Source organism: Streptomyces parvulus, from assembly GCF_014648855.1.
Lineage (GTDB): Bacteria > Actinomycetota > Actinomycetes > Streptomycetales > Streptomycetaceae > Streptomyces > Streptomyces parvulus.
The window spans coordinates 151,064-174,916 of the sequence record NZ_BMRX01000002.1 but is presented as its reverse complement, the minus strand read 5'-3'; the positions used below and the strand labels follow the sequence as shown (position 1 = coordinate 174,916).

Here is a 23,853-nt window from a genome sequence, read left to right as displayed (position 1 = left end):
CCCCCGGCACCGGGCCCCCGACCGGATACCGGGGGCCCGTGCCGGCGGAGTCGGGTGCGTGTCCGCCGCCACCGGGAGGCGGCCGCCCGGGTTCAGGCCTGCGGCGTGCGCAGGACCGCCCCGATGTGGGCCGCGGCGGCCGACAGGTGCCGGCGGGCGTCGCGGAGCTGGTCGGGAGAGACACCCCGGTCGCGGGCCGCGTCCCGGATGTCGTCCCGGAACCGGTCGAGCAGCCGCTCCAGGTCGCGGGCCGGGTCCCCGGTGGACTCCGCGGCGTCCTCGTGGGCCCAGGCCGGGGCGTACCCGGCGGGGAAGTCCTCGGGGGTGGTGGAGTAGTCGGGCCGGGAGGCCGCAGTGCCGGTTTCGGTGCGGCCGAAGCCCCAGTCCTTGCCGAACTCCTTCCCGAAGTCCTTGCCGAAGTCGCCGACCTCCTTGGCCAGTTCGCTCAGCCCCTCGCGCAGCCCCGTGGGCCAGTCGCCCCGCGCGAAGTGGTCCTGCACCTGCTCCTGGACCCGCTGTGCGATGCGCTGCACCTCCTCCTGCGCCTGTGTCCGGGCCCGCTCCTGGGCCTCCTTGGCCTGACGCCGGGCCCGCTGGGCCTCGTCGCGGGCACGGCGGCTCTCGTCCTTGGCGCGGCGGGCCTGCTCCTTCCACTCCTGCTTGACCCGGCGCATCTCCTCCTTGGCGGCCCGCCAGGCCTCCCGGTCGTCGGCGCCGCCCGCCTCGTCGTGCGCGTCCGGTCCGTTGCCCTGGCGCGCCGCGCCGGCGGCGGCCCGCATCTCCCGCCGCAGGTCGCCCGCCGCGCCGCGCACGTCCGCGCGGATCTCGGCGGCCAGTTCGGCGACCGACTCCCGGATCTCCAGCTCCAGGTCGGCCAGTTCACCGCTGCGCTCGGCCAGCTCGGCGCGGCCGGCGTCCGTGATGGCGTACACCTTCCGGCCGCCCTCGGTGGTGTGGGTGACCAGCCCTTCCGCCTCCAGCTTGGCCAGGCGCGGATACACCGTGCCGGCCGAGGGGGCGTAGAGGCCCTGGAAGCGCTCTTCGAGGAGCCGGATCACCTCGTAGCCGTGGCGCGGGGCCTCGTCCAGGAGCTTGAGGAGGTAGAGGCGCAGGCGGCCGTGGGCGAAGACGGGGGGCATGTCAGAGCACCTTCTTGTCGGTCGTGCCGTCCGACGGGGCGGCGGTGTCGCCGGGGTCCGGGACGGAAGCGGAATTGTCCCCCGAGTCGCCCGGCGCCGCGTCCGCCGGGCCGCCGTCCCACGGCTCCCGCTGCCACGGGGTGTCCTCCTGGGCCGGGCGCCGCAGCAGGGCGATCGAACCGGAGATCGTGGTGGCCTTGAGCCGCCCGTTGCCCTCGCCGAGCCGTCCGGTGATCCGCTTGGCGCCCCACTGGCCGCCCACCCGGAGGTCTTCGAAGGCGCTGGTGACCGCGCCGCCGGCGGTGTTGGCCTCCACCCGGGTGTCGGCGGGCTGCGGCAGCCGGATGGCGATCTCGCCCGACACACTGGTCAGGCTGATGTCCGTGGGCCCGCCGGCCGGGTCCAGGTCGACGATCATCGAGCCGCTCACCGAGTCCGCCCGCACGGAGGAGCCCGCCTCGACCACGGTCAGGTCACCGGAGACGGAGTTGAAGCGCAGGTCGCCGGTGAGGGCCTGGGCCTCCACGTTCCCCGAGACGGTGTCCGCGCGGACCGGGCCCGCGAGGCTCACCAGGGTGGTGTCGCCGGAGACGCCCTTGACCTCGGTGTGCCCTTCGAGGCCGGAGACCACCGCCGCGGCGCTGACCGCGCCCACCTCCACGCGGGTGCCGGCCGGCACCGTCAGGGAGACCACCGCGCTGCGGCGCCACCCCTTGCGGTCGAGCCACTTGAGGAAGCCCTTCCAGGGCAGGTCCTCGTAGGCCACGGTCAGCGCGCCGTCCTCGTGGGTGACGATCAGCGGCGCCCCCTCGATCTCGGAGATCTCCAGCCGGGCGGAACCCTCGTCGGTGCCCACGACGTTCACAGTTCCGTTGACGATGCGTACCTGCAGACGGTTCACGGGCTCGTCGAAGGTGAGCTTCCCGGGCTCCGCGACGGACCACTCGGACATGGTGCAGACCTCCTCGACCGAACGCGCCATATCGCGTCCTCCGCCATTCACGATATATCGCGGGCAGGGAAAGTCAAGACACCCGTTCTGACGATCAGCGATCGGCCGGGCGGCCCGGATTGCCCTAGCTTGTGATCATGTCGACGTCCGAGTCCGGGGGAGAGCACGCTGCCGGCGCCCTGCTGCTGTGCCGCGCCGCGCCGGACTCCGTCGCCGCTGTCGCGCCGCTGCTCGGTGAGCGCATGACGCTGGTCGGCGCGGGTGCGGGGTGGAGCGTCCTCGTTCCGGAGGGCGGGCCCTGGCGGCAGGGCGGCGAACCGGTCGACCGGGTGGTCGCGGGCTGGGCCGCCGCGCTGGCGGTCGGCGCGCCCTGGCCCGTGCTCGCCCTGTGGTGGGACGCCGACCGGGCCGGGTGCACCCTGGCGTCCGGTTTCCACCGGCCGGTCGGTTACGTGTGGCTCGCGGACGGCACGCCCGTCGCCGAGGGCGAGGGGATGCGCACGGTCGCCGCCCGGCTCGGCCTGGACTCCGTACTGGATCTGCAGTCGCTGGAGGCGCTGACGCGGCCGGACGACGGCGCCGACGCGCGCGTCCGGCTGCGCGGGCTGCTGGCCGTGCTCACGCGCGCGGGTGCCGCCCTTCCCGTCGCGCTCGCCCCCGGTGAACCGGCCGCCCGGCTCGGCGCCGCCGCCGGCGCCCTGCCCGGCGCCCGTCCGACGGCCGCCGCGGCACATCGGCCGACGGCCGGGGAGAGCCGCCTCGCGCCCTGGATGCCCTGGGTGGGCGGCCCCGGGGCCCGCGCCCTCGCCCTCGCCCAGATGGCGGCCGGCCTGCCGCTCACCGCCTGGGGCCTGCGGCGCGGCAGCGGCGGCTGGACCACCGCGGGGCTGCTGCTGCTCGCCCACGGGGCGGTGGGGGCGGGGTACGCCCTGTCACGGCGGCCCTGAGGGCATAGGCGAGCCCCGCCGTCCAAAGGGCGCTCTTCGCGGCGCGCCCGGCCCCCTCGTGGCGCGACCGGCCGAGCCGTCCGCTCAGTCCTCGTCCTCGTCCTCGTCGTCCAGCCGGGCCAGCCAGGTCGCCAGACGCTCGACCGGTACCTCGAAGTCCGGGTTCAGGTCGACGAAGGTGCGCAGCTGCTCGGCCAGCCACTCGAAGGTGACCTCCTCCTCGCCGCGCCGCTTCTCCAGTTCCTCGATGCCTCGGTCGGTGAAGTACAACTCATGCTCCTGATGCGGGTGGGGCGGCCCACGGGCGTGCCCACGGCGTGTCGTCCCAGCGTAGACCGTGCGCCCGGACCCGCCGCCGCCGAGATCCGGGACCGGCCCACCGCACGCCGGAGGGGCCGGCCCCGTTCCCGGGACCGGCCCCTCCTGTCGGACGCGTGTGCGGTCAGGCCTCGAAGACCTCACGCACCAGCTGCTCCTGCTCCGCCTGGTGGCGCTTGGCGGAGCCGACCGCCGGGGACGAGCCGTGCGGGCGCGAGATGCGCCGCAGGCGCTCGCCGTGCGGGATGTCGGCGCCGACCGCGAGGTCCAGGTGGTCGATCAGGTTGAGCGCGATGAACGGCCAGGCACCCTGGTTCGCCGGCTCCTCCTGGGCCCACAGGTACTTCTCGGCGTTCGGGTACTTGGCGATCTCCGCCTGGAGTTCGGCACCCGGCAGCGGGTACAGGCGCTCGATGCGGATGATGGCCGTGTCGGTCACGCCGCGCTTCTTCCGCTCGGCGTCGAGGTCGTAGTAGACCTTGCCGGCGGTGAAGACGACCTTCTTGACGGCGGCCGGGTCGACCGAGTCGTCGCCGATGACCGGGCGGAACTGGCCCGTCGTGAACTCCTCCGCCTTCGAGGCCGCGGCCTTCAGGCGCAGCATCGACTTCGGGGTGAAGACGACCAGCGGCTTGTGGTGCGGGTTGTGCACCTGCCACCGCAGGAGGTGGAAGTAGTTCGACGGCAGGGTCGGCATCGCGACCGTCATGTTGTTCTGCGCGCAGAGCTGGAGGAAGCGCTCCGGGCGGGCCGAGGAGTGGTCCGGGCCCTGGCCCTCGTAGCCGTGCGGGAGCAGGAGCGTCACGCCGCTCGTCTGGTTCCACTTCTGCTCGGCCGACGAGATGAACTCGTCGACGACCGTCTGCGCGCCGTTGACGAAGTCGCCGAACTGCGCCTCCCACATCACCAGCGCGTCCGGGCGGGCCAGCGAGTAGCCGTACTCGAAGCCCATCACCGCGTACTCGGAGAGCAGCGAGTTGTAGACGTTGTACCGGGACTGGTCCTCGGACAGGTACAGCAGCGGCGTGAACTCGTCGCCCGTCTCGCGGTCGATGACGACCGCGTGGCGCTGGCCGAAGGTGCCGCGCTGCGAGTCCTGGCCGGAGAGCCGGACCGGCACGCCCTCCAGGAGCAGCGAGCCGACGGCGAGGGTCTCGCCCATGCCCCAGTCGATCGTGCCGTCCTCGACCATCGCCGCCCGGCGCTGGAGCTGCGGCAGCAGCCGCGGGTGCACGGTGATGTGGTCGGGGATGTTGACCTGGGACTCGGCGATCCGCTTGACCGTCTCGGCGCTGACCGCGGTGGTCACGGCGACCGGGAACTCGGCCTGCGGCTCCGACGGTTCGGCGGAGGCGGGCTGCGAGGCGGCCTCGCGGACCTCGGTGAAGACCTTCTCCAGCTGCCCCTGGTAGTCCTGGAGCGCCTGCTCGGCCTCCTCCAGGGTGATGTCGCCGCGACCGATGAGGGACTCGGTGTAGAGCTTGCGCACCGAGCGCTTCTTGTCGATCAGGTCGTACATCAGCGGCTGGGTGAAGGCCGGGTTGTCGGTCTCGTTGTGACCGCGGCGGCGGTAGCAGATGAGGTCGATCACCACGTCCTTGTTGAACGCCTGGCGGAACTCGAAGGCCAGCCGCGCCACGCGGACGCAGGCCTCCGGGTCGTCGCCGTTCACGTGGAAGATCGGGGCCTCGATCATGCGGGCCACGTCGGTGGCGTACATCGAGGAGCGCGAGGACTCCGGGGCGGCGGTGAAGCCGACCTGGTTGTTGATGACGACGTGGACCGTGCCGCCGGTGCGGTAGCCGCGCAGCTGCGACATGTTCAGGGTCTCGGCCACCACGCCCTGGCCCGCGAAGGCCGCGTCGCCGTGGATCGCCACCGGCAGGACGGTGAAGTCCGTGCCGCCCTTGCCGATGATGTCCTGCTTGGCGCGCGAGACGCCCTCCAGGATCGGGTCGACCGCCTCCAGGTGCGAGGGGTTGGCGACCAGCGAGACCTTGATCTGCTCGCCGTCCAGGCCGGTGAAGGTGCCCTCGGCGCCCAGGTGGTACTTCACGTCGCCGGAGCCGTGCATCGACTTCGGGTCGAGGTTGCCCTCGAACTCGCGGAAGATCTGGGCGTACGACTTGCCGACGACGTTGGCCAGCACGTTCAGCCGGCCGCGGTGGGCCATGCCGACGACGACCTCGTCCAGGCGGGACTCGGCCGCCGAGTCGATGACCGCGTCGAGCAGCGGGATGACGGACTCGCCGCCCTCCAGGGAGAAGCGCTTCTGGCCGACGTACTTGGTCTGCAGGAAGGTCTCGAAGGCCTCCGCCGCGTTCAGCCGGCGCAGGATGCGCAGCTGCTCCTCGCGCTCCGGCTTGGTGTGCGAGCGCTCGATGCGGTCCTGGATCCACTTGCGCTGCTTCGGGTCCTGGATGTGCATGAACTCGATGCCGGTGGTGCGGCAGTACGAGTCGCGCAGCACGCCGAGGATGTCGCGCAGCTTCATCAGGGACTTGCCCGCGAAGCCGCCGACCGCGAACTCGCGCTCCAGGTCCCACAGGGTGAGCCCGTGCTCGGTGATGTCCAGGTCGGGGTGCTTGCGCTGCTGGTACTCCAGCGGGTCGGTGTCGGCCATGACGTGGCCGCGGACCCGGTAGGAGTGGATCAGCTCGAAGACGCGGGCGGCCTTGGTGACGTCGTCGTCGTGGCTGGCGTCGATGTCCTTGAGCCAGCGGACCGGCTCGTAGGGGATGCGCAGCGCCTTGAAGATCTCGTCGTAGAAGCCGTTCTCGCCGAGGAGCAGGTTGGCGACCTGGCGCAGGAACTCGCCGGAGGCGGCGCCCTGGATGACCCGGTGGTCGTAGGTCGACGTGAGCGTCATGACCTTCGAGATGCCGAGCTTGTTCAGGGTGTCCTGGCTGGTGCCCTGGAACTCCGCGGGGTAGTCCATGGAGCCGACGCCCATGATGACGGACTGGCCGGGCATCAGACGGGGCACGGAGTGGACGGTGCCGAGGCCGCCGGGGTTGGTCAGGGAGACCGTGACGCCGGAGAAGTCGTCCATCGTCAGCTTGCCGTCGCGGGCGCGGCGGACGATGTCCTCGTAGGCCTGCCAGAACTCGAAGAAGTTCAGCGTCTCGGCCTTCTTGATCGCCGCGACGACCAGCTGGCGGTCGCCGTTGGGCTTGACCAGGTCGATGGCGAGGCCGAGGTTGACGTGCGCCGGCTTGACGAGGGTCGGCTTGCCGTCCTTCTCGCCGAATGCGTAGTTCATCGTCGGCATGGCCTTGATGGCCTGCACCATCGCGTAGCCGATCAGGTGCGTGAAGGAGATCTTCCCGCCCCGGGCGCGCTTGAGGTGGTTGTTGATGACGATGCGGTTGTCGAACAGCAGCTTCACCGGGACGGCGCGCACGGACGTGGCCGTGGGCAGCTCCAGGGAGGCGTTCATGTTCTTCGCGACCGCGGCGGCGGGGCCGCGCAGGGTCACCATCTCGGGGCCCTCGGGGGCGGCGGCGTCCTTGCCGTCCTTGGCGGGCGCGGCGGCCTTCGCCTGCGGCTGGGCGGCGGGCTTGGCCGGCGCCTGCGCGGGCTTCGCGGCCGGAGCCGCGGCGGCGGGCTTGGCGGCCGGCTTCGCGGGGGCGGCCGGCTGGGGCGCCGCCTTCGGCTGCGCCGGGGCGGGGGCCTGCGCCTGCGGCGCGGGGGCGGCCTGCGGTGCGCTGCCGGCGTCCGTGGCCGTGGCACCGGGGGCGGCGGCCGGGGTCGCGGGCGCTCCGGGCTTGTAGTCGGCGAAGAAGTCCCACCAGGCTCGGTCCACGGAATTCGGGTCCTGGAGGTACTGCTGATAGATCTCGTCAACGAGCCACTCGTTGGCACCGAACGCCGCGGCGGGGTTCTTGCCCGCTTGGTCGGTGTCGGTCGAGATGCTCGAGTTACTGGGGGACTGTGGCGACACGGCGAGAACCGCCCTCTTCCGCTTCACAAGATGGTGGACAGCGGGAATCAAGGCTACGCCCCCCGGACCCCGAAGGTCAGGCCGGGCCCGTTCATCGTCGCGTAAGTCACATTGCAGACGGTGTTTCGGCGCTGGAAATGGCGGGAAACAAGCGAGGTTCTGCTGCGTGTGGGAAGGGAGAAGCGGGACCCGGCGCCGGGAGAACGCGGGCCTGTCCCTGATCACACGTGTCCGCCAGGGCGGATGCCCGTGGATCTTGAAGCTCCGCTTCGAACCCTACGTCAACCCGGCGTCGAGGGAAGGCCCGGAAGAGTGATGAGAATCCGGCACCCCCGCTCGGATTCGGCCACGCCGATCCGGCCGCCGTGCAGATCCACCGCCCAGCGCGCGATCGCCAGGCCCAGACCGGTGCCGCCGTCGCTGCCCGGACCGTGCGGCCGGGAGACCGACCCCCGGTTGAACCGCTCGAACACCCGGCGCCACTCCGAACGCGGAATGCCGGGGCCCTCGTCGAGGACCTCCAGTTCGAGTGATTCGGGCAGCTCGCCGCGGCGTGCCCTGACCGTCACCCGGCCGTGCGGCGGGCTGTGCTTGACCGCGTTGTCGATCAGGTTGGCGACGACCTGGTGGATGCGTTCGGGGTCGGCGTGCGCGGTCAGCTCCGGCGGGAAGACGTCGAGCGCCAGGTGCACGTCGGTGCGGGTGTGGCTGCCCGAGCCGGAGGCGATGCCCGCGCGGGCGGAGGCGACCATGTTGGCCTCCTTGAGCACGCCGGACAGGTACGGCCAGACCTCGAAGCGCCGCTTGCGCAGCGGTATCACGCCGTTGTCCAGGCGGGAGAGGTCCAGCAGCGTCTCCACCAGCCGGCCGAGCCGCTCGGTCTGGCCCAGCGCGGTGCGCATGGTCTCCGGGTCGGCCTCGGTGACGCCGTCGACGATGTTCTCCAGCACCGCGCGCAGGCCCGCGATGGGGGTGCGCAGCTCGTGCGAGACGTTCGCGACCAGCTCCTTGCGCTGGAGGTCCTGGGCCTCCAGGTCGTCCGCCATGCGGTTGATGGTGACGGCCAGGTCGCCCAGCTCGTCGCGGCGGTTCTCGCGCACCCGGCGGGTGTAGTCGCCGTGCGAGATGGACCGGGCCACGGCGTTCATCTCGTCCAGCGGCGCGGTCAGCGAGTGCGCCACGAACTGGGTGATCAGCAGCGTGGCGATCATCGAGAAGACGGTGATGAAGCGCAGCTCCGTCTTGGTGTGCACCGCGATCACCGACAGACCCGTGGTGATCAGCACCGACGTGACGACCAGCGCGCCCAGCTTGGTCTTGACCGAGAACGGGCGTACGCCGCCCCAGGGCTCCCCGGCGATGCGGGGGCCGGGGCTCCTCCGTGCGGCCTCCCGCCCTCGGCTCATGGCGTCGGCGTCTCCAGCGCGTACCCCACGCCGTGCACGGTGCGGATGCGCTCGGCGCCGATCTTCCGGCGCAGCGCCTTGATGTGGCTGTCCACGGTCCGGGTGCCGGAGGCGTCCGCCCAGTCCCACACCTCGGCCAGCAGCTGCTCGCGGGAGAGCACCGCGCGCGGGGTGTTCGCCAGGCAGACCAGCAGGTCGAACTCGGTGGGCGTGAGGTGGACGTCCTCGCTGCGCACCCGCACCCGGCGCTGCGCGTGGTCGATCTCCAGCTCGCCCAGGCGCAGGATGCCGCTGCGCGGCGTCGAGGCGGCCACGACCGCCCGCTCCACCCGGCGCAGCAGCACGTGCACGCGTGCGGCCAGCTCGCGCATCGAGAACGGCTTCGTCATGTAGTCGTCGGCGCCCACGCCGAGCCCGACCAGCATGTCCGTCTCGTCGTCGCGCGCGGTGAGCATCATCACCGGCACCGGCCGCTGGGCCTGCACGCGGCGGCAGACCTCCAGGCCGTCGAAGCCCGGCAGCATGATGTCCAGGATCAGCAGGTCGGGCTGCCACGCCTCGGCCGTGTCCACGGCGGAGGGGCCGTCGCCCGCCGTCTGCACCAGGAACCCCTCGGCGCGCAGGCGGGTCGCGATGGCGTCCACGATCGTCTGGTCGTCCTCGACCACCAGCACCCGGCGCTGTGCGCCCTGGGTGGCCGCGGCCGAGCCGTTGTGGGAGGTCTGTGTCTGCTCCATCGCCCGCCCCTGAGGTGTGCTTTCCGGAATCCGTGGGGTGATCCCATGCCTGCGATTGACGCTTGAATGATCCGCGTCAGAGCAGCAGCGTACGGGGAGTCGCCACGGCATTGCTATCCAGGACCGACGCCGAGGTGGACGACGTCCGGAACGCCCCGGGCAACGGGGATCTCTTCGGTACGCACCTGCTGGAAACCGGCATTACGCAAGGTTTCTTCGAATTCCGGAGAGGGCTGCGCCGACCATACGGCGAGGACCCCGCGGGGCCTCAACAGCCGTGCGCAGCCCGCCAGTCCGGACGGTGCGTAGAGCCCGTCGTTGCCCTCGGTGACGGTCCAGCCGGGGCCGTTGTCGATGTCCAGGCAGAGCGCGTCGTACGTGTCGGAAGTCTCATTGACGTGGGTGACCAGGTCCGCCTCGACGATCTCCGTGCGGGGATCGGCCAGGGCCCGCGCCGTCAGCGCGGAGAGCGGTCCGGCGCGGTGCCAGCCGATGACGGCGGGCTCGCGCTCGACGACCGTGATCCGGCCCCAGCGCGGGTCGGCCGCCGCGTGGGCGAGCGAGAAGCCGACGCCCAGCCCGCCGAGGAGCAGGCGCGGCGCGGTCCGCCCGCCGGACGCCGCGAGCGCGTCGGCCGCCGCGTCCACCAGCCGGCGCTCCGAGCGCCCGTCGGAGGTGTCCATGAGGAAGCAGCCGTTCGCGATGATCTGGAGGAGCGCCCCGTGCCGGCGCAGGACGACCTCGCCGTACGGGCCGTCCCGGCGGTCCAGCACCTCGGGGGCCTCGCGGGCGTCGGGCGGTGTGAGGGCCATCGACCCATCCTGGCAGGAATGACGCGCGGGCCGGGAGTGCTTTTCGGGTGCGGGCGGCGGCGCTCCGGCCAGTGCTCGCAGTGATCGCTCACAGCGAACACCGCCGTGGGAACAATCGGGGACTCCCTTTCATTGAGTCGATGTAACTCAACTTGACTGCCGAAGGGGAGATCATGGCTGCTGAGTCCGCTGCCTTCACACCGCTCACCCTGCCCGTGCTGCCGCTCGACGACGAAGTGGTCCTGCCCGGCATGGTCGTCCCCCTGGACCTGAGCGACGCCGAGGTGCGGGCCGCGGTGGAGGCCGCCCAGGCCGCCGCCCGGTCCGAGCCCGGCAAGCCCAGGGTCCTGCTCGTCCCGCGCATCGACGGCACCCACGCCGCCACCGGCGTCCTCGGCACCGTCGAGCAGGTCGGCCGCCTCGCCGACGGCGACCCGGGCGCCCTGATCCGCGGCCGGGGCCGGGTGCGGATCGGCGCCGGCACGACCGGTCCCGGCGCCGCGCTCTGGGTCGAGGGCACCCGCGTCGACGAGACCGTGCCCGACCCCCTGCCCGGCCAGGTCGCCGAGCTGGTGAAGGAGTACAAGGCGCTCGCCACCGCCTGGCTGCGCAAGCGCGGCGCCTGGCAGGTCGTCGACCGCGTCCAGGCCATCGACGACGTCTCCGCGCTGGCCGACAACTCCGGTTACTCGCCGTTCCTCACCACCGAGCAGAAGGTGGCGCTGCTGGAGACCGCCGACCCGGTGGCCCGTCTGAAGCTCGCCACCCAGCAGCTGCGCGACCACCTCGCCGAGCAGGACGTCGCCGAGACCATCGCCAAGGACGTCCAGGAGGGCGTCGACAAGCAGCAGCGGGAGTTCCTGCTGCGCCGCCAGCTGGAGGCGGTGCGCAAGGAGCTGCGCGAGATCAACGGCGAGGCAGGCAAGGACGCTGCTGAGGAGTCCGACGACTACCGTGCCCGCGTCGAGGCCGCCGACCTGCCCGAGAAGGTCCGCGAGGCCGCGCTCAAGGAGGTCGACAAGCTGGAGCGGTCCTCCGACCAGTCGCCCGAGGGCTCCTGGATCCGCACCTGGCTCGACACGGTCCTGGAGATGCCGTGGAGCGAGCGCACCGAGGACGCCTACGACATCCAGGGCGCCCAGGCCGTGCTCGACGCCGAGCACGCGGGCCTGGAGGACGTCAAGGAGCGCATCACCGAGTACCTCGCCGTGCGCAAGCGGCGCGGTGACCGGGGCCTCGGCGTGGTCGGCGGCCGGCGCGGCGGTGCCGTGCTGGCCCTGGTGGGCCCGCCCGGCGTCGGCAAGACCTCGCTCGGCGAGTCCGTCGCCCACGCGATGGGCCGCAAGTTCGTCCGCGTCGCCCTCGGCGGCGTCCGCGACGAGGCGGAGATCCGCGGCCACCGGCGCACCTACGTCGGCGCGCTGCCCGGCCGGATCGTGCGGGCGATCAAGGAGGCCGGGTCCATGAACCCGGTCGTCCTGCTCGACGAGATCGACAAGGTGGGCTCCGACTTCCGCGGCGACCCCGCCGCGGCCCTGCTCGAAGTCCTCGACCCGGCCCAGAACCACACCTTCCGGGACCACTACCTGGAGGTCGAGCTGGACCTGTCCGACGTGGTCTTCCTGGCCACCGCCAACGTCCTGGAGGCCATCCCGGAGGCACTGCTCGACCGCATGGAGCTGGTCCGCCTGGACGGCTACACGGAGGACGAGAAGGTCGTCATCGCCCGGGACCACCTGCTCCCGCGCCAGCTGGAGCGGGCCGGACTCGGCGGCGACGAGGTCGCGGTCGACGACGGCGCGCTGCGCAAACTGGCCGGCGAGTACACCCGTGAGGCGGGCGTGCGCACCCTGGAGCGGTCGATCGCCCGGCTGCTGCGCAAGGTCGCGGCCCAGCACGAGCTGGGCGAGCGGGAGCTGCCCTTCACCGTCACCGAGGCCGACCTGCGCGGTCTGATCGGCCGGCCGCACCACGTGCCCGAGTCCGCCCAGGACCCGGCGGAGCGCCGCACCGCGGTGCCGGGCGTGGCCACCGGCCTCGCGGTCACCGGCGCCGGCGGCGACGTCCTCTACGTCGAGGCGTCGCTGGCCGACCCGGAGACGGGCGCGGCGGGGCTGACCCTGACCGGTCAGCTGGGCGACGTGATGAAGGAGTCGGCGCAGATCGCGCTGAGCTTCCTGCGCAGCCACGGCGCCGAGCTGGAGCTGCCGGTGGGCGACCTGAAGGACCGGGGGGCGCACATCCACTTCCCGGCGGGCGCGGTCCCCAAGGACGGCCCGAGCGCCGGCGTCACCATGACCACGGCCCTCGCCTCGCTGCTGTCGGGCCGGCTGGTCCGCACCGACGTGGCGATGACCGGCGAGGTCTCGCTCACCGGCCGGGTCCTGCCGATCGGCGGGGTCAAGCAGAAGCTGCTCGCGGCGCACCGGGCGGGGGTCACCACGGTGATCATCCCCAAGCGCAACGAGCCCGACCTGGACGACGTCCCGGCGGAGGTCCTGGACAAGCTCGACGTCCACGCCGTCACCGACGTCCGCCAGGTGCTGGAACTGGCGCTCGCCCCCGCCACCAGCGGGGCGGAGCGTGCGACTCCGGTGGCGGCGTGACGGACGCCGCCGGACGGGTCGGAGGCCCGGACCCCGCGAGGGGTCCGGGCCTCCGCCGCGTCAGCCGTTGGCCAGAGCCTGCACGCGGTCGAGCGCGCCGTTGAACCGGTTGTGGTCGCCGACCGTCGGACCGGACGAGGTGTACTGCCACATCGTGTAGACGCCCCAGCCGGCCGGCAGGGTGCCCACGGACGCCGCGTACCGGGCGATCCACAGGGGGTTGTTCGCGGCGAAGCCGGAGTAGTCGCCGGTGCACTGGGTCCACCAGCTGGTGGCCGTGTAGATCACGGCGTCCCGGCCGGTGCGCGCCTTGTACGTGGTCAGGAAGTCGCGGATCCACGACACCATCTGGCTCTGCGTCTTGCCGTAGCAGGCGGCGCCGTACGGGTTCCACTCGATGTCCAATGCGCCCGGCAGCGTCCTGCCGTCGCGGGACCAGCCGCCCCCGTGGTCCACGAAGTAGTTGGCCTGGGCCGCGCCGCTCGTGCTGTCGGGGGTGGCGAAGTGGTACGCGCCGCGGATCATGCCGACGTTGTACGAGCCGTTGTACTGCTGGGCGAAGTACGGGTTGGTGTAGTAGGTCCCCTCGGTGGCCTTGGCGTAGGCCCACTTGACCCCGCTGCCCCACAGGGTCGACCAGGCGACGTTGCCCTGGTGGCTGGAGACGTCGACGCCCTCCGTCTGGGTGGCGCCGCCCGGGACCGGGGTGCCGTGGCTGCCGTCGTGCTCGACGACGCCCATGCCCATGTGGGCGGAGCCGCGGGGCGGGGTGTCGGCGGCCTGCGCGGGGAGGGCGGACGCCAGGGAGAGGGCGGCGAGCAGGATCCCGGTGAGGGCGAAGCGCCGGCCGCGGGCCGGGCCGGATCTGTGCACGAGCATGACGTTGCCTCCGATGGCTCGGTGGTGCTCGGTGGGGGATGCGCGCGCGGAGAGGATCCGTGTGTGGCGTGAGCATGCCATTCGTGGATCCGGTGAAGACGCTACGCACGTAGAACCGGAGGTGGGAAGGGGGGCCGGAAGCTGCCGTTGGTCTAAGCCTGCGAAATACTTGCCGAGCTGCGGCGATGACGGGCCGTGGCGGAAACTTTCAGGGCCGGGAAGACCGGACGGACCGAGGCAGGGGCTGACGTGCACGAAGACGGGAACGGCGACGGCCACGGAGTCGCATCCGAGCCCGCGGGCAGTGGTGTGAACCAGCCGGAGTTCCTGGCACTGGAGCGGGAGTTGACGGTGCTGCTGCGCCGCGCCCGCGCCAACCAGGGCGAGATGGCCCGCGAGGTCCACCCCGACCTGGAGTCGTCCGCGTACGGCCTCCTCGTGCGGCTCGGCGAGTGCGGCGGGCAGCGCGCCACCGACCTCGCCGGCTACATCGGCGTCGGCAAGGCGACCATGTCCCGGCAGCTGCGCGCCCTGGAGGAGCTGGGCCTCGTCGCCCGCGAACCCGACCCCGCCGACGGCCGGGCCTGGCTGGTCACCCTCACCGCCGAGGGCCAGGACCGCGTGGGCCGCGTCCGCGAGGCCCGCCGCGCCCGCTACGCCGGCCGGCTCGCCGACTGGGACCGGCGCGAGGTCTCGGAACTGGCCCGGCTGCTGCACGAACTGAACCGGGGGATGGAGAAGTAGCCCCGCCGCGAGGGCGGGGCCGCGGCCCGGGCGGGCGGTCACAGCTCCGCGTACACCACCGTCGCGTCGTCGTGCGTCTTGCTGCGGCCGAGGTGCGCGCGGCCGCCCGCCGCGTCCGTCCGCTCCAGGTCCCGTACGCGGTCCACCAGGGCCTGCGCGCCCTGTTTGCGCAGCAGGGCCAGGCAGTCCGCCCAGTCGCCCTCCCGGAACTTCTCCACCCACCGGGCCGCGCCGTCCGTGAGCGCCGCCAGGGTCCGCACGGCGTCGCGCGGCAGCACGCCCGTCACCGCCCGCGCCGCCACCGACGGATCGGCCGCCGCCGTGAAGAAGCCGCCCTCCTTGTTGCGCAGGCCGGCGTCGATCATCGCGTCCGTGGCGAGGGCCGAGCGGGGGAGCCGGGCCAGCCGGTCGTCCAGGACGGCCGAGACCGCGCCGTCGGGGCCCTCCACCAGCAGCGCGGAGTCGGAGAGGACCAGGTACTCGACGCGGACGGGGGACCAGCGGGCGAGGACCACGGTTGCCTGCGGGGTGCGCGGGTGAGAAAGGTCACAGGTTTCCGCGTGGGCGGCGGAGGTACGCGCGATGGCGCGGGACAGCGCGTCGGCGAGGGGGGCATCGGGCAGTGAAACGGTCAGTTCGGTCAGTGCGCCGCCGAGGCGGGCCGTGAACCAGGGCACCGAATGCAGACACCCCGTCCCGGTCCGCGGGGGCGTCACGCCGTCCAGGACGACGAGTGAGCCGCCCTGCCCCGAGGCCGGTAGCCCGACGCTCGCGAAGTCCTCGTTGGGGTGGTCGGCCAGTCCGGGTTCCGAGACGAGTTCGGTGCGCATCCGGCCAGTCTGCACGACCCCTTCACAGCGTCCGCAAAAGCCCGGCAACTTCACCGGAACCCACGCACCGGTGCAGGTCAGGCGCCTGGTTTGGGGTGGAATCACATGCCCGGGCGACACGTGGCGGCACATAGTGCCACCGCCCGTCGCGGACGTCCAACCGGCCCGCCGCACACCCGCGTCGCACGCGCCGGGGGAACTTGCCCCCCAACTCCCGTCCGGGGTTCACTCCTTCGGGTGGCGGGTCGGATGATGCATGCTCACCGCCCACCGGCACTGGGAGGGTCGGGAAACTGTGAGGGGCCTGACCCGCTCACGCGGTCTCCCGGCCCGACGCGCTGCCGGCGGCCGGAGAACGGCCCGGAGCTCGGCGGAGGAAGCCCGCGCCGACCGGCCAGTTGACGGAGCGCCACCCGGGCCCACGGGTACACGAGTGAGGAATGCGAGCACCGGTGCAGAAGACGCGGCCTCGTCGCACAGACAAGCAGACGGCCCCCGCGGGGAGCGCGGAGCGCACCCCCGGCACCTCCACCCCCGCGCCGCCGGAACCCCCCGTCGGCAAGGGGCGCCCCACCCACGTGCGCAACCGCCTCATCGTGGCCGTGGCGGTCGTGGCCGCCGCCGTCGCCGCGGCCGGCACCCCCTCGGTGGTGGCCGCCTCCGGGCAACTGCACGACTCCCAGGAACTGGTGACGCTCGCCGCACGCACCCAGGACGCGCTCAGCCTCGCCCACTCCCTCGCCGACGAGCGCGACGAGGTCACCCCCTACATCGCCGCCGGCCGGCCCGAGGACAAGGCGCCCTCCGAGCAGCGCAGCGCCCGAGTGGACCGGCAGGTCGAGGAGTTGCGCGCCGACACCGACACGCCCGCCTCCCTGCGTGCGGACCTGGACGCCATCGCCGCCCTGCGCCGCGCCGCCCTCACCGGCAAGAGCACCGCCCTCGAGGCCCACGAGGCGTACTCCGAGGCCGTCACCGAACTCCACGCCCTGGCCGAGGAGCTGGCCGAGGAGATGCCGCCCCGTGCGGGCGCCGGTGCCTACGCGCTGGCCGAGCTGGACACCGCCGTCCAGCAGGCCGCCGCCACCCGGGGCCTGCTGCTCGCGGCGCTCGCCGTGCCCAGCAGCACCGAGACGGTCATCGACCCGGTCACCGGCCTGCCGACCGAGAGGACCAGCTCCTCGGACGCGGACGCCGAGCAGCGCGACGCGCTCGCCGCCGCCGCCCAGCAGGCCCGGGTCCGCTCCGACGCGGCCCTCGCCGACTTCCGCGAGGGCGCCCCCAAGGAGGCCCGGAGCAGCTTCGACGCCACCGTCGCCGGGCCCGAGGTCAACTCCGCCGAGAAGTACCTCGCCGGACTCACCGACGAACCGACGCTCTCCGACGACGACCTCGGCACCAGCGCCAAGCGGCTGGACGCCGCGCTCTCCGCCCGCGTCGACGCGATGCGCGGTGCCGAGTCCGCCCTCTACGAGAAGCGCACCACGGCGCTGGAGCAGCTGCGCGACGACGACGTCACCGCGCTGGAGATCCGGGTCGCCGCCCTCGGCGCCCTGATCCTGCTCGCCCTCGGCATCGCCACCGCCATGGCCCGCACCCTCACCCGCCCGCTGTCGGTGCTGCGCCGGGGTTCGGCCCGGCTGGCCGGCGCGGAGGACCCGGCCGCCGAGGAGCCGGTCGCCTTCACCGGCCGCAACGACGAGTTCGCCCAGGTCGTCCGCTCCGTCAACGCCCTGCACGCGCACGCCGCGACGCTCGCCGCCCGGGTCAACACGCTGGAGTCCGACCGCAAGCACCTGGTCGGCCAGCGCCAGAAGATGGCCGACGCCCGCGAGGAACTGCGCGCGGAACTCACCGAGTCGGCCGCCCACCTCGAGGTGGTGCGCAAGAGCATCGGCTCCACCTTCGTCAACCTCGCGCTGCGCACCCTCGGCCTGGTCGAACGGCAACTCGCGGTCATCGAGAGCCTGGAGGAGCGCGAGCAGGACCCGGACCGGCTGTCCACCCTGTTCAAGCTCGACCACTTCGCCACGGTCATGCGCCGGCACAGCGAGAACCTCCTCGTCCTGGCCGGCACCGAGCACGTCCAGCACAGCGCCTCCCCGGTGCCGCTGGTCGACGTGGTCCGGGCCGCGGTCAGCGAGATCGAGCGGTACGAGCGGGTCCGCATCGCCGCGCTGCCGCCGCACGCGCACGTGGCCGGGTTCGCCGCCGACGACCTGTCCCACCTGCTCGCCGAACTCATGGAGAACGCCACCTCGTTCTCGCCGCCCGACCTGCCCGTCGAGGTCTCCGGCTGGCTGCTGGAGAACGGCGAGGTGATGCTCTCCGTCCAGGACGAGGGCATCGGCATGGCCACCGACCGGCTCCAGCGGCTCAACGCCCGCCTCACCGACTTCGACCCGCAGGCGCCGTACGACCAGGAGGGCGAGGACGGTCTCGGGCTCGGCCTCTACGTGGTCGCCCGGCTCGCCCACCGGCACGGGGCGCGCGTGCGGCTGCGGGAGCAGAAGCAGGGCGGGGTCGCGGCCGTCGTCGTGCTGCCCGCCCCGCTGCTCGCACCGGCCCCGCCGGCCGCGCTGGCCCCGACGGTGCCCGTGTCCGACGGCACCGGTTCCTTCTCCCTGCCGGGCGCGGACGCGGAGGCCAACTCCAACGTCCTGCACGGGCGGGCGGAGAAGCGCACCCGCGGCGAGGACCCCCTGGTCGCCTCGGCGGAGGAGGCCGTACGGCGCGCGGAGGCGGAGGCGGATGCCACCGGCCCGCAGGACACCGCCGCCACGCCGGACACCCCCGCAGCGCCGGGCCTCGCCGACGATCCGGCCACCCCGGACGCCGCGCCGGCGCCGGGACCGGCGTCCGAGCGGGAGCCGCGGGAGGCGCCGGCCGCACCGGACGCCGAGGGCGCGGACACCGCCGACGCGGACCGGGACGCCGAAGCACCGGCCGCCGCCGGCCGGGACCTCCCCGACGACACCACCATGGCGCTGCTGCTCCCGGCCCAGGCGGGGCCGCCCGAGTCCCGGACCGCACCCGGCCCGGAGCCGACCGCGCCCGAGCCGTCCGCCGCGCCCGGGCCGGCCGCCGCACCGGAGCCCGCCGCCGACCCGTACGCCGTCGGCCCCGACGCACACGACCGCGCGCCGGACGAGGCCGAACCCGTCACCGACAAGGGTCTGCCCAAGCGGACCCCGAAGCTCAGCACCCCCGCCGCGGCCCCGCGGCCGCGCGTCGCGGGCTCCGTGGACGCCGAGGCGCTCCGCCGCCGTCTGGGAGGATTCCGCCAGGGGGCGGAGGCCGGCCGGCGCGACGTCGAGGCGGAGATCGCCGCGGGGGACACAACCGAAGAAGCCACGGGGGGCACCGTCGAGGAGGCAAGCAGTTGACCGCGCCCAGTACCTTCGGACTGAGCAGTGAAGCCCGCAATCTCCACTGGCTGCTGACCAACCTCGTCGAGGAGGTGCCCGGCATCCAATCGGTCGCGGTGGTCTCCTCCGACGGCCTCCTGCTCCTCTCCTCCGACCCCGGTCGCAACGAGGAGGCCCGGCAGGGCCTGGAGACGCCCCGCACCGGTCCGCGCGGCTCCGCCGCCGACCTCGCCACCGTCGTCTCCGGCGTGGGCAGCCTGACCATCGGCGCCGCCCGGCTGATGGACTTCGGCACGGTCAAGCACACGATGGTCGCGATGGACGAGGGCAGCCTGTTCGTGATGTCGATCAGCGACGGCTCGCTGCTCGGCGTGCACGGCTCCGCCGACTGCGACATGAGCGTCGTGGCGTACCACATGGCGCTCTTCGTCGGCCGCGCCGGCCATGTCCTGACCCCGGAACTCCGCACCGAGCTGCGGAAGTCGCTGGAGTCAGAGTCGTCTGAGCCGTCTGAGTCTTCTGTGTCGTCCGAGTCGACGGGGAGCGCCCGATGAGCAGCAGTCCCGGAAGCAGCCGGGGGCACCTCCCCGTACGCGGCGCCGACCGCAAACCCGCCCGCGTACGCCCCTATTCGCTCACCGGCGGCCGGACCCGCTTCGGCCACGTCCTGCTCGTCGAGACGTTCGTCGGCGCCACCGCCGGCACCGCCGCGCTCGAAGCCGCCGAGGAGCGCAAGGAACTGACGAACGGCGGCCTCACCTCCCGCGTGATGCCGGAGATGCGGGCCATCGTCGAACTGTGCCGCCGTATGCGTACGGTGGCCGAGATCGCCGCGCTGCTGAAGATGCCGCTCGGCGTGGTCCGCGTGCTCCTCAGCGACCTGGCGGACCAGGGAAAGATCCGTGTGTACGGCACCGGGACCGGCCACGGCACGGGCCGCCCGGACCGCGCTCTGCTCGAAAGGGTGCTCAGTGGACTCCGTCGTCTCTGACGCCGCCGCCTCCGGCGTCCCCCCGCTCGTCGACCCCGACGAGCCCGTGCAGCCCTGGCAGACGGACCGCACCCGCGCGCCCGTCGCCACCAAGATCGTGGTGGCGGGCGGGTTCGGGGTCGGCAAGACCACCCTGGTCACCGCCGTCTCGGAGATCACGCCCCTGCAGACCGAGGCGCTGATGACCGAGGCGAGCGAGGAGACCGACGACCTCACCGCCACCCCGGGCAAGCTCACCACCACCGTGGCCATGGACTTCGGCCGCATCACGCTCGACGACGACCTGGTGCTCTACCTGTTCGGCACGCCGGGCCAGCAGCGGTTCTGGTTCATGTGGGACGACCTGGTGCGCGGCGCGATCGGCGCCGTCGTGCTGGCCGACACCCGCCGTCTGAAGGACTGCTTCCCGGCCCTCGACTACTTCGAGAGCTGCGGGCTGCCCTACGTCGTCGCCGTGAACCACTTCGACGGCAGCGAGGTGTTCGGGGCGGAGGACGTACGGGAGGCGCTGACGATCCCCGCGCACATACCTGTAATGATCATGGATGCGCGCCGTCGGATCTCGGCCATCGAGACCCTCTTGTCCCTCGTGGGCCACGCGCTCGACGAAACCCCCGAGTAGGAGTCGGAAACCGCATGCGGAAGATACTCGTCGTGGGAGCCGGCCAGTCCGGTCTCCAGCTCGCCCTCGGCCTCCAGTCGCACGGCTACGAGGTCACCCTGATGTCCAACCGGACCGCGGACGAGATCCGTACCGGCCGGGTCATGTCGACGCAGTGCATGTTCCACACGGCACTCCAGCACGAGCGCGACCTCCAGCTGAACTTCTGGGAGTCGCAGGCCCCGAAGATCGAGGGACTCGGCGTCTCGGTGGCCGCCCCCGGCTCCTTCGACCCGGGCCCCTCGCAGCGCGCGATCGACTGGCTGGGCCGGCTCGACGGCTTCGCCCAGTCGGTCGACCAGCGGGTGAAGATGGCCGGCTGGATGGAGACGTTCGCCCAGCGCGGCGGCCAGCTGGTCATCCACGGCGCCGCCGTCGGCGACCTCGACTACTTCTCCCGCGCCTACGACCTGGTGCTCGTCTCGGCGGGCAAGGGCGAGCTGGTCCAGATGTTCGGCCGCGACGCCTCCCGCTCCCCGTACAGCGAGCCGCAGCGCGCGCTCGCGGTGGCCTACGTCCACGGCCTGGGCCCGCGCCCGGAGCACCCCGGCACCGAGGCCGTCCGCTGCAACCTGGTCCCCGGCGTCGGCGAGCTGTTCATCATGCCGACGTTCACCACCTCCGGCCGCGCGGACATCCTGTTCTGGGAGGGCATACCCGGCGGCCCGCTGGACGCCTTCAAGGACGTCAAGGATCCGGCCGAGCACCTCTCCCTGACCCTGGAACTCATGGAGAAGTTCGTGCCCTGGGAGTACGCCCGGGCCACCAAGGTCGAGCTGACCGACGCCGGCGGCACGCTGGCCGGCCGCTACGCCCCCACCGTCCGCAACCCGATCGGCCGGCTCCCCGGCGGCGGGCTGGTGCTCGGCGTGGCCGACGTGGTCGTCGCCAACGACCCGATCACCGGCCAGGGCTCCAACTCCGCCTCCAAGTGCGCCGCCGCCTACCTCGCGTCGATCCTGGAGCACGGCGACGCGGAGTTCGACGAGGCCTGGATGCGGGGCACCTTCGAGCGGTACTGGCAGACCGCCCAGCACGTCACCAAGTGGACGAACGCCATGCTCGCCCCGCCGCCGGAGCACATCCTGAACCTGATCGGCGCCGCCGGTCAGCTCCAGCCCGCCGCCGACCGGTTCGCCAACGGCTTCAACGACCCGTCCGACTTCGAGAACTTCTTCTACGAGCCGGAGAAGACCGGGGCCTACCTCGCCGAGATCTCGGGGGCGCCGGCCGGCGCGTAGGCGGCGGCGTAGCCCTCGTCCGACCCGTCCGCCGCCCCCGCCGGGAGCGTCGGCGGGGCGTACCGCGCCAGGGGCTCGCCCGCGGGGTCGGGGCGTACGGCGCCCAGGACCGGGTTGGCGGCGATCGGGGAGACCTTGACCGCCGCACCCGGCCGGGGCGCCTGGACGACCTTCCCCTCGCCCAGGTACATCGCCACGTGGGTGGCCTCGGGGAAGTACACGACCAGGTCGCCGGGGCGCAGTTCGCTCAGCGGCACCCGGTCCAGGCGGGCCCACTGCTCCTGGCTGGTGCGGGGGATGCGGGTGCCGGCCCGCTCCCAGGCGACCGAGGTCAGTCCCGAGCAGTCGTACGCCGCCGGGCCCTCGGCGCCCCACTCGTAGGGTTTGCCGAGCTGCTCCACGGCGAAGCGCACGGCCCGGTCGCCCGCGTCCGACGGCTTGGCGTCGTCGTCCAGCGTGCCGGACGCCATGAACCGCTCCTGGGCGTCGGCGATCCCGCCGCGTTCGAACTCCGCCAGCGCGGCCAGCTGCTCGGGGCCGAGGGAGGCGAGCAGCTCCTCGACGGCGCGCAGCCGGTCGCGTACGTCGTCGCGCTCGCGCACCTGGCGTCCGGCGAGGGTGCGCTGCGCGTCCAGGGCCGCGCGTGCCCGCCTGGCCAGCTCGTCGGCCTTCTTCGTGTCGCCGGTCAGGCGGCCGACCGTCTCCGCCCGTTCCCGGGCCAGCTGCCCGATCACGTGCCCCTGGTCGAGCGCGTGCTGGGGGTCGCGGGCCAGCAGGAGCCGCAGGTAGGGGGAGAGGTTGCTGCTGTTCTGGTACTGCTGCCGGGCCAGCCGGCCGGCCGCGCCCCGGCTGTCGCTGAGCGAGTGCCGGGTACGGGCCAGCTCGGCCTCCAGGCGCCGGACCTCGGCCCGCTGCCGGGTCAGCCGCACCTCGGTGCCGTTGTAGGTCTCGGTGGCCTTCTCCGCCTCCCGGTAGACCTCCTGAAGGTCCGTCAGCAGCTCGGAGAGGGTGCGGTCGCCGGTGGCCCCGGCCGGTTCCGGTTCGGCCGCGGCGGGGCCGGGCGCCAGGGCGAGCCCGGCCGCCATCGCCGCCGTACACACCAGGCGCAGAAGCCTTCCTGACACGTCATCACCTCCGCTGCGCAGCGGCGGGTCCGCTCCGCACCGCGAGCCTGTGGCGTGCCCGCCGGGTCCGCGCGCCGAGTGTGCGCGGTTCGGCGCAACGGGATCACCCGTCGGCGTCGTCCGGCTTGCCGCGCGGCGTGGCGTCTGGATCGGCGGCTCGCCCCCTCCTCGGGCCCGACCAGGGCCACCTGCGGCCGGAGCCGCGGCCGCCCTCGGGGTCGTAGGCGTACTTCCAGCGGGCGAACCCCAGGCCGCCGCGGCCGGCGCGGGGCACCCGCCGGTAGACCAGCACCGTGGGCGGGCCGCCGTCCGGGCCGGGGACCGGGATGCGGTAGGTCTTCGGCGGGTGACCGGTCATGCCGACCAGGACGGGCAGCACCCGCCCGTCCATCGGGCCGCCCTCGAAGGGGGTGTCTTCGCTCTTCACGGCACCAGTGTCGGCGATCGGCGCGGCACTGTCAGATGTCCGCCGCCAGCGCCTCGACCAGCGCAGCGGTCTGCGCGTCGCGCCGCGCGGTGACCGTCAGGACGGCCAGGAACTGCTCCACCAGCCAGTCCCGCAGCTCGTTGAGGGGCGGCTGCTTGTCCTCGTCCAGCCAGATCAGCGAGGCCGCCTCCACCGCCGTGATCCACATCCGGACCGTCATCCGCAGCCGGGGGCCGGGGTCGGTCACGGCCAGGTGGCTCATGATGTGCTCGGCGGCGGCCCGGCGCACTCCGTCCACGATGGAGGAGGTGCGGGAGGTCTCCGCCACGCTGCCCCCGCGCAGCAGCGCGCTGAAGCCGGTGTCGTGCTGGTCGACGAAGGCCAGGTAGCGGTCGAGCGCCCGGGACAGCCGGGCCAGCAGCGGTCCCTCGCGGGGTTCGTCGAAGCACAGCCGCAGCTCGTCGGCGGCCGACCGCAGCGCGGCCTCGTACAGCTGCTGCTTGCCGCCCGGGAAGTACCGGTACACCAGCGGCCGCGAGACCCCGGCCTGCTCGGCCACGTCGTCCAGGGAGACCTCCTCCGGCGCCCGGTGCGCGAAGAGCGCGAGCGCCGCCTCCAGCAACTGGACGCGGCGCTCCTCGACGCTGAGCCGGCGGTAAGCGGGGGTGGGAGCCTGCGGGGTCATGAACCGCAGCGTAACCCGCATGCCCCCCACGCCCTTCACGCGA

General features: G+C 73.2%; 20 protein-coding genes. 8 read left to right on the top strand and 12 right to left on the bottom strand.

Annotation, left to right across the window (positions count from 1 at the left end):
• Window positions 1–92: 92 nt before the first annotated feature.
• Complete coding sequence (locus IE108_RS03720) at window positions 93–1,139, bottom strand: PadR family transcriptional regulator (RefSeq protein WP_064729790.1); 1,047 nt, start codon at window positions 1,137–1,139, stop codon at window positions 93–95.
• 1 nt (window position 1,140) lies between these two features.
• Complete coding sequence (locus tag IE108_RS03715) at window positions 1,141–2,091, bottom strand: DUF4097 family beta strand repeat-containing protein (RefSeq protein ID WP_159394653.1); 951 nt, start codon at window positions 2,089–2,091, stop codon at window positions 1,141–1,143.
• Window positions 2,092–2,228: 137 nt separating this feature from the next.
• Between IE108_RS03715 and IE108_RS03710 the strand changes: the two genes are divergently transcribed.
• A complete protein-coding gene (locus IE108_RS03710; RefSeq protein WP_064731963.1) occupies window positions 2,229–3,038 on the top strand; it encodes a hypothetical protein in 810 nt (269 codons plus the stop codon).
• 84 nt (window positions 3,039–3,122) lie between these two features.
• On the opposite strand, the gene IE108_RS03705 is transcribed toward IE108_RS03710, so the two are convergent.
• From IE108_RS03705 to IE108_RS03685, 5 genes are all read right to left on the bottom strand, one after another.
• Window positions 3,123–3,308, bottom strand: coding sequence for a DUF6104 family protein (locus IE108_RS03705; protein WP_064729792.1), 186 nt, complete (start codon window positions 3,306–3,308; stop codon window positions 3,123–3,125).
• 172 nt (window positions 3,309–3,480) lie between these two features.
• Window positions 3,481–7,299: a multifunctional oxoglutarate decarboxylase/oxoglutarate dehydrogenase thiamine pyrophosphate-binding subunit/dihydrolipoyllysine-residue succinyltransferase subunit gene (locus tag IE108_RS03700; protein ID WP_064729793.1), complete on the bottom strand. Its 3,819-nt coding sequence runs from the start codon at window positions 7,297–7,299 to the stop codon at window positions 3,481–3,483.
• Between the two features lie 281 nt (window positions 7,300–7,580).
• On the bottom strand, window positions 7,581–8,705 hold the full coding sequence (locus IE108_RS03695; RefSeq protein WP_064729794.1) for a sensor histidine kinase: 1,125 nt from the start codon (window positions 8,703–8,705) through the stop codon (window positions 7,581–7,583).
• Window positions 8,702–9,442 (bottom strand): response regulator transcription factor, encoded by a 741-nt coding sequence (locus IE108_RS03690; protein WP_064729795.1) that lies wholly within the window; start codon window positions 9,440–9,442, stop codon window positions 8,702–8,704. The genes IE108_RS03695 and IE108_RS03690 overlap by 4 nt, the downstream gene beginning before the upstream one ends.
• 113 nt (window positions 9,443–9,555) lie before the next feature.
• Entirely contained in the window at window positions 9,556–10,254 is a 699-nt protein-coding gene (locus tag IE108_RS03685) for a spermidine synthase family protein (RefSeq protein ID WP_064729796.1), read from the bottom strand.
• A 173-nt stretch (window positions 10,255–10,427) separates the two neighbouring features.
• Here IE108_RS03685 and lon point away from each other — a divergent pair, with 173 nt between their 5' ends.
• Window positions 10,428–12,860, top strand: coding sequence for an endopeptidase La (lon, locus tag IE108_RS03680; protein ID WP_064729797.1), 2,433 nt, complete (start codon window positions 10,428–10,430; stop codon window positions 12,858–12,860).
• Between the two features lie 60 nt (window positions 12,861–12,920).
• Here the strand turns inward: lon and IE108_RS03675 are convergent, their stop codons facing one another.
• The gene (locus IE108_RS03675) at window positions 12,921–13,739 is read right to left on the bottom strand and encodes a lysozyme (protein ID WP_064729798.1); all 819 of its coding nucleotides are present in this window, start codon (window positions 13,737–13,739) and stop codon (window positions 12,921–12,923) included.
• Between the two features lie 249 nt (window positions 13,740–13,988).
• Between IE108_RS03675 and IE108_RS03670 the strand changes: the two genes are divergently transcribed.
• Window positions 13,989–14,483, top strand: a complete 495-nt coding sequence (locus IE108_RS03670) for a MarR family winged helix-turn-helix transcriptional regulator (RefSeq protein ID WP_064729799.1) — start codon at window positions 13,989–13,991, stop codon at window positions 14,481–14,483.
• Window positions 14,484–14,521: 38 nt separating this feature from the next.
• Here IE108_RS03670 and IE108_RS03665 read toward each other — a convergent pair whose 3' ends face one another.
• Window positions 14,522–15,313, bottom strand: coding sequence for a protein phosphatase 2C domain-containing protein (locus tag IE108_RS03665; protein WP_064729800.1), 792 nt, complete (start codon window positions 15,311–15,313; stop codon window positions 14,522–14,524).
• A 440-nt stretch (window positions 15,314–15,753) separates the two neighbouring features.
• Here IE108_RS03665 and IE108_RS03660 point away from each other — a divergent pair, with 440 nt between their 5' ends.
• Genes IE108_RS03660 through IE108_RS03640 form a run of 5 tightly spaced genes read left to right on the top strand, consistent with a single transcriptional unit; the run spans window position 15,754 to window position 21,574 of the window.
• Window positions 15,754–18,699, top strand: coding sequence for a sensor histidine kinase (locus IE108_RS03660; RefSeq protein WP_064729801.1), 2,946 nt, complete (start codon window positions 15,754–15,756; stop codon window positions 18,697–18,699).
• Window positions 18,696–19,235 carry a roadblock/LC7 domain-containing protein gene (locus IE108_RS03655; RefSeq protein WP_064729802.1) on the top strand — a complete coding sequence of 180 codons (540 nt, stop codon included), beginning with the start codon at window positions 18,696–18,698 and terminating at the stop codon, window positions 19,233–19,235. Before IE108_RS03660 ends, IE108_RS03655 begins: the two co-directional genes overlap by 4 nt.
• Window positions 19,232–19,672, top strand: coding sequence for a DUF742 domain-containing protein (locus IE108_RS03650; protein WP_064729803.1), 441 nt, complete (start codon window positions 19,232–19,234; stop codon window positions 19,670–19,672). The genes IE108_RS03655 and IE108_RS03650 overlap by 4 nt, the downstream gene beginning before the upstream one ends.
• Window positions 19,653–20,294, top strand: coding sequence for a GTP-binding protein (locus IE108_RS03645; RefSeq protein WP_161340986.1), 642 nt, complete (start codon window positions 19,653–19,655; stop codon window positions 20,292–20,294). Before IE108_RS03650 ends, IE108_RS03645 begins: the two co-directional genes overlap by 20 nt.
• 14 nt (window positions 20,295–20,308) lie before the next feature.
• Window positions 20,309–21,574, top strand: coding sequence for a styrene monooxygenase/indole monooxygenase family protein (locus IE108_RS03640; protein ID WP_064729805.1), 1,266 nt, complete (start codon window positions 20,309–20,311; stop codon window positions 21,572–21,574).
• Here the strand turns inward: IE108_RS03640 and IE108_RS03635 are convergent.
• The 3 genes from IE108_RS03635 to IE108_RS03625 all read right to left on the bottom strand — a co-directional run bounded on the left by IE108_RS03635 (window position 21,535) and on the right by IE108_RS03625 (window position 23,810).
• Window positions 21,535–22,698 (bottom strand): C40 family peptidase, encoded by a 1,164-nt coding sequence (locus IE108_RS03635; protein ID WP_064729806.1) that lies wholly within the window; start codon window positions 22,696–22,698, stop codon window positions 21,535–21,537. The genes IE108_RS03640 and IE108_RS03635 overlap by 40 nt on opposite strands.
• Window positions 22,699–22,801: 103 nt before the next feature.
• Entirely contained in the window at window positions 22,802–23,125 is a 324-nt protein-coding gene (locus IE108_RS03630) for a DUF8847 domain-containing protein (RefSeq protein ID WP_064729807.1), read from the bottom strand.
• A 31-nt stretch (window positions 23,126–23,156) separates the two neighbouring features.
• A complete protein-coding gene (locus IE108_RS03625) occupies window positions 23,157–23,810 on the bottom strand; it encodes a TetR/AcrR family transcriptional regulator (protein WP_064729808.1) in 654 nt (217 codons plus the stop codon).
• Window positions 23,811–23,853 lie beyond the last annotated feature (43 nt).